The 15,398-nt window shown below is 49.9% G+C and carries 16 protein-coding genes; 10 read left to right on the top strand and 6 right to left on the bottom strand.

Going from position 1 to position 15,398, the window contains the following annotated elements; genetic code table 11:
• Window positions 1-75 precede the first annotated feature (75 nt).
• Window positions 76-534: an ecotin family protein gene (locus C9I98_RS18630; protein WP_036817605.1), complete on the bottom strand. Its 459-nt coding sequence runs from the start codon at window positions 532-534 to the stop codon at window positions 76-78.
• Between the two features lie 195 nt (window positions 535-729).
• Between C9I98_RS18630 and C9I98_RS18625 the strand changes: the two genes are divergently transcribed.
• The 4 genes from C9I98_RS18625 (at window position 730) to C9I98_RS18610 (ending at window position 3,753) form a co-directional block, all read left to right on the top strand.
• Window positions 730-1,668: a DMT family transporter gene (locus C9I98_RS18625; RefSeq protein ID WP_036817603.1), complete on the top strand. Its 939-nt coding sequence runs from the start codon at window positions 730-732 to the stop codon at window positions 1,666-1,668.
• A 12-nt stretch (window positions 1,669-1,680) separates the two neighbouring features.
• Window positions 1,681-2,196, top strand: coding sequence for a MerR family transcriptional regulator (locus C9I98_RS18620; protein WP_036817602.1), 516 nt, complete (start codon window positions 1,681-1,683; stop codon window positions 2,194-2,196).
• Between the two features lie 229 nt (window positions 2,197-2,425).
• A complete protein-coding gene (gene dmeF / locus C9I98_RS18615) occupies window positions 2,426-3,349 on the top strand; it encodes a CDF family Co(II)/Ni(II) efflux transporter DmeF (protein ID WP_036817601.1) in 924 nt (307 codons plus the stop codon).
• Entirely contained in the window at window positions 3,337-3,753 is a 417-nt protein-coding gene (locus C9I98_RS18610) for a MarR family winged helix-turn-helix transcriptional regulator (RefSeq protein ID WP_036817599.1), read from the top strand. The genes dmeF and C9I98_RS18610 overlap by 13 nt, the downstream gene beginning before the upstream one ends.
• 207 nt (window positions 3,754-3,960) lie before the next feature.
• On the opposite strand, the gene C9I98_RS18605 is transcribed toward C9I98_RS18610, so the two are convergent.
• Complete coding sequence (locus C9I98_RS18605) at window positions 3,961-4,716, bottom strand: SDR family NAD(P)-dependent oxidoreductase (RefSeq protein ID WP_036817597.1); 756 nt, start codon at window positions 4,714-4,716, stop codon at window positions 3,961-3,963.
• Window positions 4,717-5,265: 549 nt separating this feature from the next.
• Here C9I98_RS18605 and C9I98_RS18600 point away from each other — a divergent pair.
• Window positions 5,266-6,147 carry an NAD(P)-dependent oxidoreductase gene (locus tag C9I98_RS18600; RefSeq protein ID WP_036817594.1) on the top strand — a complete coding sequence of 294 codons (882 nt, stop codon included), beginning with the start codon at window positions 5,266-5,268 and terminating at the stop codon, window positions 6,145-6,147.
• A gap of 131 nt (window positions 6,148-6,278) precedes the next feature.
• Here the strand turns inward: C9I98_RS18600 and C9I98_RS18595 are convergent, their stop codons facing one another.
• The 3 genes from C9I98_RS18595 to C9I98_RS18585 all read right to left on the bottom strand — a co-directional run bounded on the left by C9I98_RS18595 (window position 6,279) and on the right by C9I98_RS18585 (window position 8,937).
• Entirely contained in the window at window positions 6,279-6,980 is a 702-nt protein-coding gene (locus tag C9I98_RS18595) for an NAD(P)H-dependent oxidoreductase (protein WP_051901897.1), read from the bottom strand.
• 242 nt (window positions 6,981-7,222) lie between these two features.
• Entirely contained in the window at window positions 7,223-8,158 is a 936-nt protein-coding gene (locus tag C9I98_RS18590) for an alpha/beta hydrolase (protein WP_036817592.1), read from the bottom strand.
• Between the two features lie 116 nt (window positions 8,159-8,274).
• Complete coding sequence (locus C9I98_RS18585; protein ID WP_036817591.1) at window positions 8,275-8,937, bottom strand: GntR family transcriptional regulator; 663 nt, start codon at window positions 8,935-8,937, stop codon at window positions 8,275-8,277.
• Between the two features lie 203 nt (window positions 8,938-9,140).
• Here C9I98_RS18585 and C9I98_RS18580 point away from each other — a divergent pair, with 203 nt between their 5' ends.
• The 4 genes from C9I98_RS18580 to C9I98_RS18565 all read left to right on the top strand — a co-directional run bounded on the left by C9I98_RS18580 (window position 9,141) and on the right by C9I98_RS18565 (window position 12,944).
• Entirely contained in the window at window positions 9,141-9,473 is a 333-nt protein-coding gene (locus C9I98_RS18580) for a UxaA family hydrolase (RefSeq protein ID WP_036817590.1), read from the top strand.
• The gene (locus tag C9I98_RS18575) at window positions 9,470-10,645 is read left to right on the top strand and encodes a UxaA family hydrolase (RefSeq protein WP_036817588.1); all 1,176 of its coding nucleotides are present in this window, start codon (window positions 9,470-9,472) and stop codon (window positions 10,643-10,645) included. Before C9I98_RS18580 ends, C9I98_RS18575 begins: the two co-directional genes overlap by 4 nt.
• A 62-nt stretch (window positions 10,646-10,707) precedes the next feature.
• On the top strand, window positions 10,708-11,649 hold the full coding sequence (locus C9I98_RS18570; protein WP_051901896.1) for a DMT family transporter: 942 nt from the start codon (window positions 10,708-10,710) through the stop codon (window positions 11,647-11,649).
• Window positions 11,650-11,825: 176 nt separating this feature from the next.
• Window positions 11,826-12,944: a mandelate racemase/muconate lactonizing enzyme family protein gene (locus C9I98_RS18565; protein WP_107272321.1), complete on the top strand. Its 1,119-nt coding sequence runs from the start codon at window positions 11,826-11,828 to the stop codon at window positions 12,942-12,944.
• Window positions 12,945-13,204: 260 nt separating this feature from the next.
• Here the strand turns inward: C9I98_RS18565 and C9I98_RS18560 are convergent, their stop codons facing one another.
• Window positions 13,205-13,897, bottom strand: coding sequence for a glutathione S-transferase family protein (locus tag C9I98_RS18560; RefSeq protein ID WP_036827350.1), 693 nt, complete (start codon window positions 13,895-13,897; stop codon window positions 13,205-13,207).
• Between the two features lie 265 nt (window positions 13,898-14,162).
• On the opposite strand from C9I98_RS18560, the gene C9I98_RS18555 reads away from it, so the two are divergent.
• The gene (locus tag C9I98_RS18555; RefSeq protein WP_036827344.1) at window positions 14,163-15,260 is read left to right on the top strand and encodes an ElyC/SanA/YdcF family protein; all 1,098 of its coding nucleotides are present in this window, start codon (window positions 14,163-14,165) and stop codon (window positions 15,258-15,260) included.
• Window positions 15,261-15,398 lie beyond the last annotated feature (138 nt).

The raw sequence follows: 15,398 nt of genomic DNA, 5'->3' as shown, positions 1-15,398 counted from the left end.
TGCTGGCTAACTGCCAGCATCTTTTTATTTTAGGCACCTTCGCAAAGCTGAAGCTCTAAGCCTTCAACAATCCAGTTAGCTTTCAGCGGACCAAATACGGAAGCTCACCTCCAACTCCTCTGGAGCATATACAACTATTGGCAACTTGCTGTTGTAGCGGTAGAGATCTTTGCTATTTAGCTTAATGAACTTTTCTTGTTCTGAATTCTCGGGGCAAGCCATCAATGTTTGCCCACCGCGTCCGGTATACCCCTCGACTTGGTAATAACGGTAGCCCCAGCCTTTAAGGTTATGCTCAACAACTTGGCCAGATAGCATTACCTGATTACAATCCACCAGCATTTGTTTGCCTGCAATAATCTCAACACGCTTGTCTTGCTCATTTGATACAGGATCAACGTAAAATACGTGGCGTTTTTGGCCCTCAATCTCTGGAAACATCTTTGCCGACGGCCTTTCTACCGAATCTACCGTTGCCTCACACCCGGCAAGCAAGCATGCTCCTGTAACCAACAATACCTTGGTCTTATTCATTGTATTAATTTCCTAAAGAACGGATGTAAATCAGCAATGATAGCGAGTGAGCAAACATGAATGGTTAGCATATCCCAATAAAATAAACATCGGCCTGCTATACCTGGGGCACAAATACATATGACCAGAATCACCAAATTGACCCGTCTACAAGTGTAGGGTTGATAATGTTCGCCGTACCAACGGAGAGCAACTATGTCACACTCTACTCTTTCTAGTTTCAAAACCACCTTCCAACCTGTCATGGCGATGTTTGATGCCATACCTAATTACCTTAAGGGCATTTTGCTTGCCTTGGTTTCAACCGGGCTATTTGTAGTGGTCGGGGTGCTGGTCCGAATGCTAAGCAGCACCATCGACACTTTCCAGATCTTGCTGTTTCGCCAGGTCGTCTTCCTCGCGATCCTGATGCCTGCCATCAAGGCCAATATTCCCGTTCTGCTAAAGCCCAAGAAGGTCAAACTGCACCTGCTTCGGATCACCGGCGCCTTCTTCGCCTTGTACCTCGGCTTTGTGACGGTCAGTAATATCCCGCTCGCCGACGCCAAGGCAATTGGCTTCTTGCAGGTACTGTTTGTCGCCTTGATATCAAGAATGTGTTTGTCAGAAGCGGTGTCGGCTTCACGCTGGTTTACCATCTTGGTCGGCTTTCTTGGCGTGATGCTGATAGTGCAGCCCAACTTTGCCGATGCCTCGTTTTTCTATATTGTGCTCGGTGCCCTTGGCGCGCTGGGGGCTGCCACGGCGGTGGTGTGCGTTAGGAAAGTCGCGCAAACCGAGCCTAGAATTACCCTGTTAGCCTATCAAGCCATCTTTGTAGGGCTGCTTGCCCTGATCCCAAGCCTTTATAGCTGGCAATGGCCAACATTCAATGAGCTGTGCCTGCTGATTTTGGTCGGGGCTATCTCGTCAGTTGCCCAGTGGTTCGGGGTGTCGGCATACAAATGGGGAGAGGCAAATGTCATTGCCAATGTTGAATACATCAGTATTCTTTACTCAATCGCACTTGGCTATCTGCTGTTTGCGGAAATACCGAATTCCATTGCCTTTTTGGGGGCTGCCGTACTGATTTCCAGTGTCGCGATCCCATACCTATACAAGGCAATAAGACCCAATGCTCGCGCCGATAACTAAGGGGCCTTTACCATGCTGACCGTCACTGCACTGGCCAAACACTGCAACGTTTCGCGTACCACGGTGCTCTACTATGAACGAGCAGGCCTATTGCAACCCGCCCAACGGGCAGACAATGGCTACCGTTATTACGGCGACAAGGAAATCAAGCGGCTGGAAAGCATCTTGTCCTACCGCTCATTTGGTATTCCGGTTGAAGACATTGCCCCGCTGCTAGATAGCCAGTGCGAGCAAAGCCAGCAGCAATTGCTGACTGATCAGTTCAATGCATTGGAGAGCGAAATACAGCGGTTGCGCAAGCAGCAAAGCGCCATCGTGGCTACACTCAACCAGCCATCATTGCTGACATCGGGGATGCTGACGAAAGAAAAGTGGACTGCCTTGCTCGCCGCCTCGGGCATGAGCGAAGAAGACATGACGAACTGGCACATCCAGTTCGAGAAGATGGAGCCACAAGCCCACCAGCAATTTCTCGAATCGCTCGGTATTGATACTGATGAAATCGAGCGGATACGCCAATTGTCATAGCTTTTTGTCACAGCTTTTGTAATAGCTTTGCCTTCCTCCTAAAACGTCCTGCGCCTGGCTGTTCTCAGCCAGGCGTTTTTTATTCGACACCCATCGCCACGACAGATTTAAGCTTAGGGTAGCTACCCTATAATATTTAGTTTGACCATCAAACAACATTGACAATGTTTGACAATCAAACTAAATTGGCATTCAAATATCTTGACAATCAAACTAAATAGGTCGCGTTTTGCAGTTTTCAGCAGCACACAAACATGAGTTCACCGCCCACAATCATCGCGGTGAAAAGCGGACTTTCTATGTCCTCTTGCTTACCCTCGTTACTATGGTGGTCGAGATTGTTGCGGGCACGGTATACGGCTCGATGGCACTACTCGCGGATGGCTGGCATATGGGTACCCATGCTGCCGCCTTTTGTATTACCCTTTTCGCTTACCGCTATGCCAAAAAGAACGCCGATAACGACAGGTTTTCTTTCGGCACGGGCAAAGTCAGCGTGCTGGGTGGTTACACCAGCGCCATCGCCCTTGGTATTGTTGCCTTAGTCATGTTTGGCGAATCAATCCATCGCCTCTTCAACCCTCAAGCCATCCAGTTCAATGAAGCTATCTTTGTCGCCATCATCGGGTTAACGGTGAATGTCGCCAGCATGTTCCTGCTCCAGGATCACCACCATGATCATTCGCATGATCACTCACACAGCCACTCGCACGGGGAACACCACCATGACCACAACTTGCGAGCGGCTTACCTACATGTACTTGCCGACACCCTGACATCACTGCTGGCTATCGTCGCGTTACTATTTGGTAAGTTCTATGGGTGGCATTGGCTCGATGCCCTGATGGGTATGGTGGGCGCTTTAGTGATAGGTAAATGGACACTGAGCCTGATGAAACAGACCAGTCCGGTGTTATTGGATGAAAATATCGATCAGCAATATCGCCAACAGGTTGTCGAAGCCCTGGCTCCGTTTGCCACAGTGAAAGATCTGCATATCTGGAAAATTAGCGGCCACCATTACTCAGCAGCGATTACTATCGAGTCGCATAGCGACAAAAGCCTAGCTGAATATAAACAATTGCTCGCTAAGTTTGATAAGATTTGTCACCTTACTCTTGAAGTTCATCCTACGGCCTTATGCAAAACCTAGAAAAATTGAACCAGACTCTGACCGAGTTCTACGACAAGATGTCTTCATGGGAGCAATCTGTAGTAAAAGAAACAGGCTACTCCCTTGCCCAAACCCACACCATCGAGGTGCTGGGGAGCCATGGTGCTTTAAGGATGAAAGAGCTGGCAGAAAAACTGGGGATCACCACAGGCACCCTGACCGTACAAGTCGAAAAGCTCGTCAAGGCTGGTTTGATTGTTCGCCGTCCTCACTCGGAAGACAGGCGGGCCATTGTGGTTGAACTGACCGAAGCAGGCCAAGCTATCCACCAGCAGCACAACCAGCTGCACCTCGAGCTGGTCAAAGACCTGACCAGAAACATCAGCCCCGAGCAAGCCGAAGTACTGCTTCAATGCCTTGGGGAGATGAACCGCGAGTTTTAGTTTCCCGCTTGAATAAACAATATTCGAGAAACCAGAACCTAAGAGCCAAGGACGAATAACAAAACGCGGCAACGATTCATCGAGTCGTTGCCGCGTTTTTAGTTTTTCAGCACCGGCTATGTCAGCTTAGCATTTGCATTAAAGTAAGCCGCCCAGTGGCTGCTCTTAAGTACTGGTCTTAAGTACCTGATTATTAAATATCTAGTATTAAATACCTAGCGCCTGACCACCGCCAATTTGCAGTGTTTCAGCGGTGATGAACGATGCGTCTTTGCTCACTAGGAAGGAGATTGCAGACGCCACTTCTTCTGGCTGGCCAAGACGACCAAGCATGATGCTGTCTGCCCATGAAGCGAAGACTTCTGGCTTCGTTGCTTTGATTTGCGCATGGAACGGGGTGTCGATTGTACCAGGCGATACCGCGTTAACACGGATGCTAGCAGGTGCCAATTCTTTAGCCAATGCGCGCGTTAGAGTATGTACAGCCGCTTTTGATGTACCGTAGATACCAGCACCCGGGCCACCTGCGTTCCAAGCCGCATTAGATGTGAAGTTGATGATAAACGCGTTGTCAGATTTTTTAAGGAATGGGATAGCAGCGCGTGATACGAAGAAAGCGCTATCTAGGTTAAGTGCCATTACCTTGCGGAAGAACTCGGTTTCCATGCCTTCGATTGGACTACGGCCACCTAGGCCACCCGCATTGTTCACGACCACATCGATATGACCGTATTTTTCACCGATCGCGTTGATGTTTTCAGTAACAGCATGCTCGTCAGTAACGTCAAAACCACGGTATTCAGCATCGATGCCAGCTTCTTTAAGCACAGCAACGCAGCTTGCGCCTTTATCTGCTTCGATACCGTTAAGAACCACAGTATAGCCATCTTCACCAAGACGTTTAGCAACTTGGAAACCGATACCACCCGTTGCGCCAGAGATAAATGCAATTTTTTTAGACATTTTGATGTTCTCTATGAGTTAGTTAAAGGTTGTGCCATAGGGGTTAACACAGTTAACCATTCACGTTAGTAGCACCTTCGCCACTAACTATACGGTATTATTGTATGACAAGAAAGGTAAATTTGAATTGACGGCTAAAGACACATTACAGGGCAGTTGTTTATTCTGTTTATTTACAATAACTTAGGGCGGCATCATGCCGTGTTGGGTTATAGGCCTGGCGATGTTCTGGTACTAAACGAAAGCTGCCGCTTCTCGCTAATGATGAAAAAAGCACGGCTTCTCAGTACGTCCATTTCCTACTGCTGAATCATGCTATCCCATACCCCTGCTATCGGAAAGCAGGGAATAGGCACATCATTGGTTACAATTTCTTGCCTGCTAACCAGCCCCGTCGCATCCATAAAGATCAAATAGTTATAGTGGACGCAGATCAAAAAACGCAACACTGGAGAATATTTCCTCGTATTCTAAGATTGCTTTAATACTGGGAGGCGTATATTCTATAAGCCATATAGTCATACAATAGTATTTTATTAGGAGTCTGAAATGACTAAACCTGTAATTGGTTTCATCGGTCTTGGCCTTATGGGCGGCAACATGGTTGAGAATCTTCAAAACCGTGGTTACGAAGTTAACGTAATGGATCTTAACAAAGATGCAGTAGCAGCCGTTCTAGCTCGTGGCAATGCGTCTGAAGCGGCTTCTGGTAAAGAACTAGCTGAGAAAAGTGACATCGTGATGCTTTGCCTAACAACATCTGAAGTTGTTGAGAAAGTGGTTTACGGCGAAACTGGTATTCTAGCGGGTATGTCTGAAGGCAAAACGCTAATCGACTTCGGTACTTCTATCCCAGCTTCTACTAAGAAGATCGGTGCTGACCTTGCAGAGATTGGCGCAGGTATGATCGACGCACCGCTTGGCCGTACTCCAGCTCACGCTAAAGACGGTCTACTAAACATCATGGCCGCTGGCGACATCGACACGTTCAACAAAGTGAAACCAGTGCTTGACGAGCAAGGCGAGAACGTATTCCACCTAGGCGCACTAGGTTCAGGCCACGTGACTAAGCTTGTGAACAACTTCATGGGTATGACAACGGTTGCCACTATGTCTCAGGCATTCGCAGTTGCTAAGCTAGCCGGCGTTGACGGTCAGCAACTATTCGACATCATGTCAGCGGGTCCTTCTAACTCTCCGTTCATGCAGTTCTGTAAGTTCTACGCGGTAGACGGCGAAGAAAAACTAGGCTTCTCTGTGGCTAACGCAAACAAAGACCTAGGCTACTTCCTGGCGCTATGTGAAGAGCTAGGCACCAAGTCTCTTATCGCTGAAGGTACTTCTACTAGCCTACAAGCTGCTGTTGATGCAGGTATGGGCAACAACGACGTACCAGTTATCTTCGACTACTTCACTAACCTTAAGAAGTAATTCGAGCAGCTCTATTGGGTAAAGTGGCTTAAAGGCACAGTACTTCAGTAGAAATGAAAACTAACAAAGGCGCCACCCCATGGGGTGGCGCCTTTTTATTTACCCGTTTTTACCTGCAAGTAACCTAACAATTAGTGCCAAGACACCACTTGCGCCATCTCGCGACGGGTTTTGGCAAAAGGTGGCTCGTCGGCACGGTAGCCAAAGGCTACCATCGCCGCAGGCTTGTAGTTTTTCGGATCAACACCAAAGTGCTCTTGCAGTACCGCCATGGTCTTGTCGATCTCAAAGCCTTCGATTGGGCAAGAGTCGATACCCATCAGGGCGGCGGCAGTCATCATATTGCCCATGGCAATGTAAGACTGGCGTGCCGACCATTCGGTGATCTGCTCACCTTCGATTTTGAAGTCGTGTTCTTGGAACTTCTGGAATGCTTGGTTGATAAAGCCAATCACATCTTCCGGCAGCTGCTTCACTTCCTTCATGAAGGTCTGCTGGTAGTCAGAATTGTGCTTCATGGTCGCATCCGTGTGCGCCAGCAGGATCACAAAGTGGCTTGCGGTACCCAGCTGGCCAGCCGTGCCATTGAATGCCCCGTTCGCACCCCAAGTGAACTCGCGGAAAAGTTCGCGTTTCTCTGGTGATTGCACAACCATGATTTGCCAAGGTTCAAAACCAAACGAACTTGGTGACAAACGCGCGGCTTCCAAAATAGTGTTGAATTCATCTTCGCTGATCTTCGCATCAGGATTGAATACTTTGGTCGCGTGGCGTAGCTCGAAAGCATCAATAATTTGGTTCTGAATAGCTTGGCTTTGATTTTGATCTTTCACTGTCGTTGACCCTGTCTTGATTTGATGGGGCAAGAATGCAGTATTCATGGTACAAGATAAATGGCAAAAATCACCAATCATTATGGACACTATTTTCCATAATTGGGCACCTCTACCAATGCCAGCTTTAGGTTCAGCAGTAAATGAGCCGCCACACTAGCAATCGTGACGGCACCCTATTCAGGCTAGGAGGTTTGATCTTTGGAGGGCTAACAATAAAAGCAATAATGAATATGCCTTTCTTATTGTTGAAGAAATTCGGCAATATAACGATATACCTTATCGCACTCTTCTTTGACCAAATCTTCCATATTCAAAAAGGCATGGATCATATCGGGAAAGTGGATATGCTTAACCACGGCACCGGCAGCCTTGGCTTGCTTGCAATAATTCATCCCCTCATCCCGCAGCGGGCAGAACTCCGCCGTTAGCAGCAAAGTCTCGGGAAGCTGCGGCGTAAAGTCACCATATAAGGGGGAAACGAGTGTGCGGTCTTCATCATTTTGGAAGTAATTGTCGAAATACCAAGCAATTTTACTTTTCTGCACTAGGTAGCCTGTACCATTGAGCACCATCGACTCCGAGGCCATGGTGTAATCAAGGCTTGGGTACACCAGCACTTGCTTAGCTAGGGTTATCGCATCATCAAACTGGGCTTTCTGGCTCACCGTGGCCACCAGCGCGCCCCCACCGGAATCGCCTGCGATAGACAACCGAGGCAAGTAGTTCAGCTTGCGACTATCAAGGGTCTGCCAAATATGCTTCACCACGTTACAAGCATCATTAACCCCGGCAGGGTACGGACATTCTGGCGCCAAGCGGTAGTCCACCGAGACCACAATATGCTGGGTGGCATTTGCCAATTTACGGCAGATAGGATCATACACAGTGATACTGCCCGCTATATGACCGCCGCCATGGTAAAACACCAACACCGGCAAACTCTGCGCAGGTGCCGGGTGGTAAATGCGCACCGGCACGTCATACTCGTCGCTGAGTACCAGATCATCCTGCACCCAGGCGACCGCAGGGATATCGGTGACCAGTCCCTGGGTTAAATTGGCCAGTCCCTCACGCGCATTGGTCGCGGTAGGCTTGAAGCCATCTTCAACCAATAGGGCCACTTGCTCATTAAAGGTGTTCAACCAGGGTTGTAGTTTTGGACTTACTTGGCGCATGGCATCCTCCTTAATGCGACGCTCACGGTATGGCAACTTACTAAAACTCAATAGCCAAAATAAAAGGGGCAACGCCATGTCGGTGTGCCCCTTACTATGCTATGCCCTTATGCGATTTACGCCCCTTCCTTGCCATTTTTCAACAAGGCGCACAAATCGGTAAACGAAGTGATATTGGCCTTGGCTTCAGCACGGGCGATTTCCGGCTCGCCGTTAATAATCGCATCGACAATCGGCTTGTGGCTCAAACCACTTTGCGACATATCGTAGTCGTAGTGGGTCATGCAAAGGTAGGTTTTCAGCTGGTTAGCAATCTGGCTATAGATTTTCTCCATCCGCTTGCTGTTGCTCGCCTCAACAATCTTGTTATGAAGGATGAAGTCAGCTTCGGTGATTGCCTGCAAGTCGGCAGGGCTCTGCTCACACAATTTCAGGTAGTCATCCAAAATAGTTTGCAGCTCTTGCTTGTCTTCATCGCTGGCTTTTTCGGCCGCCATGGCAGCGGATTGGCTTTCCAATGCAACCCGCAGGTTATACAACTCCCACAAGTCATCTTCGTTAAGGGAAATCACATGCCAACCGGCATAGGGTTTCGACACCACCAAGCCTTCATGTGACAACGAGTTAAGCGCCATTCTGATGGTGCTGCGCGACAGGTCGAGCTCTTTAGCCATGGTGCTTTCGATGATTTTTTCGCCTTGTCCAATCTCGCCGCTAATGATTTTTTCACGGAGATAATCGGTCACTTGCTCTTCGAGGCTCTGCTTATTGAACTTCATTCTGTTTACTTGTTTTCACATGGGGTTTCTGTCGAACAATCTTACGATGATCAACCGACCGCAAACAACTAAATATCTATCCTTCGTCACAGTTTGCATTAATCCGCCGCAATTACCTCCTCAGATCTTGACCCACATCAATTCTTTCGTCGCCGACGTTTGTATAAATGTCGATTGTCCGACAATATACAAGAGATCGAAAAATGATTAAAGCGATCCAGCTTTCCGAAGCTGACAACGTGGCGACGCTTTTGGGAAATTTGCGCAAGGGCGAAGAGGTAGAAATCATCTCCACAGAAAACCAGACCATTGCAACGGTCACCGCACTGCAGAACATCCCTTTTGGTAACAAGGTGGCCATGTGCCACATCGAAAATGGCCAAGAGGTACTGAAGTCGGGTTTCACCATCGGCAAGGCGATCTGCGATATCGAGCTTGGCCAGCTGGTTCACGTCCAGAACGTGCGCAGCATCCGCCTAGATATTCCAGACAACATCATCGAGCTGATCATCAAAGAAATGGAGATTGAACAATGAGCACATTCAAAGGTTATCCGCGCCCAAACGGCTCGTTCGGTATCCGCAACCACATCCTGATCATCGCGGTTGACGAATGTTGCGAAGGGATCGCCCGCAATATCAGCAACGAAGTGAAGGGCTCGATCGTCGTCACCAACTACAACACCTGTATGCTGGGCGGCAACGAAGAGATGATCGACACCATGATCCACACCGGGATCAACCCGAACGTGGCTGGCGTATTGGTGATCGCCATGGGCTGCGGCTCGATTGATCCCGAATTGGTGGCAGCACCGATCCGCGAAACCGGCCTGCCGGCCCACTCGATGACGGTGATCAAGTCAAAAGGAACCCGCACCACCATCAACGAGGGGATCGCGCTGGGCAAAGAGCTTGAAGGCCATGCCAACAGCATCGAGTGTGTTGATGTTCCGGTTTCCGAGTTGGTGATCGGCGTGAAATGCGGCGGCTCAGATACCAGCTCTGGCATTGCCTCCAACCCTAGTGTGGGTGCCGCCGTCGACAAGATGGTCGATATGGGCGCTACCTGCATGGCGGGCGAGCTTATCGAGCTGATTGGCTGTGAAGATATCCTGCGCGAGCGTGCGGTCAGCACCGACGTCGCTGACAAGATCTGCAAGCTGATTGAAGAAGAAGAGCACCGCTGGCACGTAGAGGGCACCGAGGTTGAAACCATGTCGATCGGCAACAGCGTTGGCGGCCTGACCACGATTGACGAGAAATCCCACGGCGCGATGCACAAAACCTGTACCCGTGCGATCCAAGACGTGCTGCGTATCAACCACCTCCACCGCGAGAAGCCAACCAAGCCGGGCTTCTACCTTACCGAAACCACCCACCTGTGTGGTTCGGCGGCGATGCACTTCGCCTCTCTGGGCGCGCACATGATCTTATGGACCTCAGGCGGCGCAGGCTTTAACAACGCCATCACCCCGGTGATCCGCGTATCGGGCAACGAACACCTGATCACCGAAGACATGGACATCAATGCCTGCGGCATCATGAAGGCGACAGATACCATCGACAACGTATCGAACGAAATCGTCAAGAAAATCAACTATGTCGCCAATGGTGGCCTAACCAACATCGAAGGTGTTGGCTTTGCGTACGCCTCGCTTTACCAAAAAGACCAGCGACTGGAACGCGTACTGAACATCTACCCTGAGTAAATAACAACCACCCTATTCATTTTTTAGCCGCACATCACTAAACTGTGCGGCGGAGATCAGACATGAACAAACAAGAAAAAACTGGCCTAGTCCTCGCGATTATGTGCGCCATCATGTGGGGCGCCTCGTTCCCATTTTCTGGCGTACTGGCAGGTAAAATCGACCCTGTGGTATTTGCTATTGCCCGCTACAGCCTGGCCACCCTCGGCTTGGGAATTGTGTTCTTCTTTTTCACCAAAGACCGCAAATGGCTGCAGGTGAAAGACATCCCGCTAATGGCGATCTCGGGCATTGCCGCCCAGGCGATGTTCTTCTATACCTCGCTACTGGCATTGAACTACATTTCGGCATCGGAAGTGGGTGTTATCAACGGTATGATCCCTATCTTCACCGTGCTGGTATCTATCCCGCTGTACCGCAAGTTGCCAACGCTTATCCAAACCATTGCGGTTATGATCAGCTTCGTGGGCGCCTTCTTCATTGCGTTCGATCCAACCAACCAATACTCCGGCCTTAACATCGGCCATATGTACATGGTTATCGGTGTGATGGGCTTCATCGTTTCTTGCTTTATCAACAAGAACTTTGCCGACCGCTACGACGGCCTATCAACCATGCTTTACCAGTTCCTGTTTGCAACCATCTCGCTGGTTATCCTTGCTGCGTTCAAAGGCTCGGATCTAACTGAAATGAGCATCGTATTCGCAAGCGGCATGAACCTGTTCAGCGTACTGATGCTGGGTTTGGTGTGCTCTGGCTTGGCGTACGTGATGTACTTCAAGTCGCTGGTACTGACCGGTGTTACCCGTGCCAACATGGTGCAAAACCTGATCCCGCTATCGGCGTTCGTTCTGTCTATCTTCCTATTGGATGAAGCCGTCACCATGCAGAAAATCATTGGTTTGGTACTGGTTATCGGTGCACTGATCTTGTTCGACATGGACATCAACGTCATCAAGCGCAAGCTTGGGCTGGCCTCGTCACCGGAAAAAGAAGCGGCCTAAGCCTCTTTAGCCAACAACCTTAACCAACAGTGGCTTCACCGACAAAATAAACGCTCCACAATTTTATGTTTATTGCCCGCTTGCCAGCAAGCCGGGAGGGCGAAGTGCTGCCGCTGTTTTATGCTGAATTAAAAACCAAACAGAAATAAACCCAATATTGCTAGGAAAAATGAACAATGAAAATTACTGATATTGAAGTGATCACCCTACGTGTACCTGCACTAGATGCCGATTGTGAATGGGGCGAAGATGCGGTGGTGGTTAAAGTCCACACCGACAAGGGCATCGTGGGGATTGGTGAGTCGGACACCAGCCCGGCAATGGTGAAGGCGTGTATCGAAGCGCCGCAAACCAACTTCTACTGCAACGGCCTAAAACGCTTGCTCATTGGTGAAAACCCACTGGAAATCGAGCGCCTGTGGAACAAAATGTACTGGGCTTCAAACTACATGGGCCGTCGCGGCGCGGGTATCCACGCTATCAGTGCCATTGATATCGCGCTGTGGGACATTGCCGGCCAGTTCTACGGTGTGCCTGTTCACACCCTGCTTGGCGGTAAATACCGCGACAACATCCGCTGCTACGGTACCTTCATTCCGGCAGACAACCCTGAAGACAACCGCGGTATTGCCAAAGCATTGATCGACCAAGGCTTTACCAGCATCAAGTTCGGCGGTGGCGTATTCGGTGACGATCCGGAAACCGACTACCAAATCGTTAAGGCAGTACGCGAAGCGGTTGGCCCGGAAGTGGAAGTCCAAATCGACCTTGCGTCGAAATGGCACACTTGTGGCCACTCGGCAATGATGGCAAAACGCCTGGAAGCATTTAACCTGAACTGGATTGAAGAGCCGGTACTGGCCGATAGCCTAAACAGCTACAACAAGCTAACCCAGCAGGTTTCGCAGAAAATCGCAGGCGGTGAATCACTGACTACCCGCTACGAGTTCCAAGAGTTTATTACCAAGTCAAACGCCGATATCGTGCAGCCTGATATCACCCGCTGTGGTGGTATCACCGAAATGAAGAAGATCTACGACATGGCGCAGCTACACGGTACCCAGCTGATCCCGCACGGCTTCAGCACCGGTATTTTGCTGGCGGCATCGGTCCACTTCCTGGCTGCTTGCGAGCACGGCACCTTGATGGAGTTCTCCCAGAGCACCAGCCCGCTGTTCACCTCGTTGGTGAAGAACCAGCTTCAGTTCGACAACGGTTATGTGACAGTCTCTGATGCGCCGGGCTTGGGTATCGAGCTGGACGAAGAAATCATTGCCAAGTACCGCATCGACTAAGCAGCTTATGCACCAATGTAAAAACCGGACATAGTCTTGGACCCCCTCCCCTTATTCTAGGGAGGGGAATCCATCAATCCCCTTCAATACCCAATACCTTCGAACTAACCCCATCTAACTTCCCCTTATTGTCAGCAACCTCAATCCCATGACCAACAGCGAACAAGGGGAAGAACCGGTTCGGGGCTAGCGATGACTATTCCACACCATAAAAAGGCATGCCTTTATTTCCAGCCACCTAGCCCCACCACCAGCATGACTTAGCAACAGCCGACTTCGCATGCCTTGGCATCATCGCAGCACTTGTTCTGCCCTAGGTAGGTTTGCTCCGAGAGGTAGAAACCAGTGAAGGCTTCCTCGAAATCTTCTGCGACCGATTTTTCGGCAAGCCCCGTTGCCATCATGGCGGCTTGCCACTGCTGCACTTTCGGAAAACCTTCCAGCAAGTCTTGGCAAGTGTGCGCCTTAATGATGGCCGCGCGGTGCAGCAAAGGTAGCCATGCAATATCAACATTGCTTAGCGCCTCACCCTTGAAGAAAGGCCCGTCGCCCAGTGCCGCTTCTGCCTTGGCAAAGGCTTTCGCCAACTTCTCGCGACGCTCGGTTAGCGTTGCTTCATCTGCACTGCGCATGGTGCTGCACTGCACCAAATAATGTTTGGAACCTAGGTAGCTCCAAGCGCGATCAAGGGCACGTTGCTCCGGTGTCACGTCCGATTCCAACATTGGGTATACCTCGTCAAGGTACTCAATGATCGCATCCGATTCGAACAAGGCCGTGCCCGATTCTGTGATCAGCAAAGGGACCTGACCATTGGGTGAAATATCCAAAAACCACTGCGGCTTGTCTTTAAGACTGATGTACTCAATCTCATACGGGATATTCTGCGCCGCTAAGCGCGCGGTGACACGTTGGACAAACGGACAAATTTTGAAGCTAACAATCTTGATCATCACTATCGCCTTATCTTTATCGAATAACGCCATTCAATGCGTTTTGTACCTATAAGACGGCAGTGGGTTAGGAAAGACGAAAATAAAACGAAAAGTCAGCCGAGATAATCGGCTCGAACTATGCGCTTGGAGAATGGGAGCAAGCTAACAAGTAATCTAAGTACTTATAAATAAGCATAAAAAATCGAATGTTAGCTCACAAAAATATATTGGTGATTTATTTATAGTACAGATGAATTGTGATCCTATACGACGGTCTACCAATATGAAAAAAACAATTATCGCCCTTACCCTCGGCGGCCTACTTAGCTTAACCTCCACTTCCCTGCTAGCAGACGCAGCACCGCAACAGAGCATCCAAGCCTCGGCGGAATACAGCCAATTTACCTCCAAGCGCCAAGTTGTCGATCAGCTACTGGCGGATGCGGTAACGGCATTCAAGTCGCCGGCCCGTATTTCCCATGCCGGCTTTACGGCCAAAATGCCAAGCAACATGGAAGTGGTAACCAATCGCCTATTGGAAGCCTACCAGCTTGAGCCGTATCGTACCGACTTGCTGATTTCGGCGGCCAACGCCCAGATCTACAACAAGAATGTCGACCGCGCTATCGAGCTGTTCGAGCAAGTGCTTGAAGTGGCTCCGCAAGATGTGGATGCCCATGCTTACCTCGCCGTATGGCAACACTTCAAGGGCAACCAAGCGGAATCAACCAAGCACATGATGACGCTAAAAGATCTGAATGCCGGCCGCGCCGATGATATTCAGCGTATCTTCGACACCGTAAACCGTGTTGTCGCGACACCGCTAAAAGACAAGCAAGACAAAGAGTACACCGGCAATACGGCAATCATCACCCTTGGCTATGCGCTAAACCCAGACGGCAGCATGCACGAGATCCTGATTGAGCGTTTGGAAATGACCTTGGCAATGGCCAAACAATCGCCAGATTCGCTGATCGTACTGACCGGCGGCGTGCCGAAGAACCACAAGACCGAAGGCAAGCTGATGGCCGACTGGCTGGTTGAAAAAGGTATCGACCGCGATCGTATCATCGAAGACAACTATGCCCGTAGCACTGTCGAAAATGCCCTTTACAGCAGCTATGCCCTGGCACGCCACGGCATCGAGCACGCCACGCTGATCAGCTCGGCAAGCCACGTACGCCGCGGCCAAACCCTGTTTGAGATCGCCAGCTGGCAAACCGGTCCGAAAGGGATCACCTTCGATACCGTTTCAGCCGTTGATAAGCCACTGGAAGAGTTAAAAGTCCCTACCGATGGCGAGCTACTGGGCATCTACCGCGATGCACTGCGCACCTACGGTATGTGGAGCTACCGCTCTTACCCGCTAGAGCAGCGTTAATACTTAACCCCATTGAAAAGCAGCCCACTTTGGGCTGCTTTTTTGTTTGTGCCCCCAGATCCCCCCCAAACCAATCTACCCAGATCTCACTTTCACCTATGAACATAGCCACCTATAAAGTCATAGGCATATCAATCT

This window comes from Photobacterium sanctipauli, assembly GCF_003026495.1.
In the GTDB taxonomy this organism is placed as follows: Bacteria; Pseudomonadota; Gammaproteobacteria; order Enterobacterales; family Vibrionaceae; genus Photobacterium; species Photobacterium sanctipauli.
The sequence above is the reverse complement of the archived record's forward strand: the minus strand, read 5'-3'. Positions and strand labels throughout refer to the sequence as shown.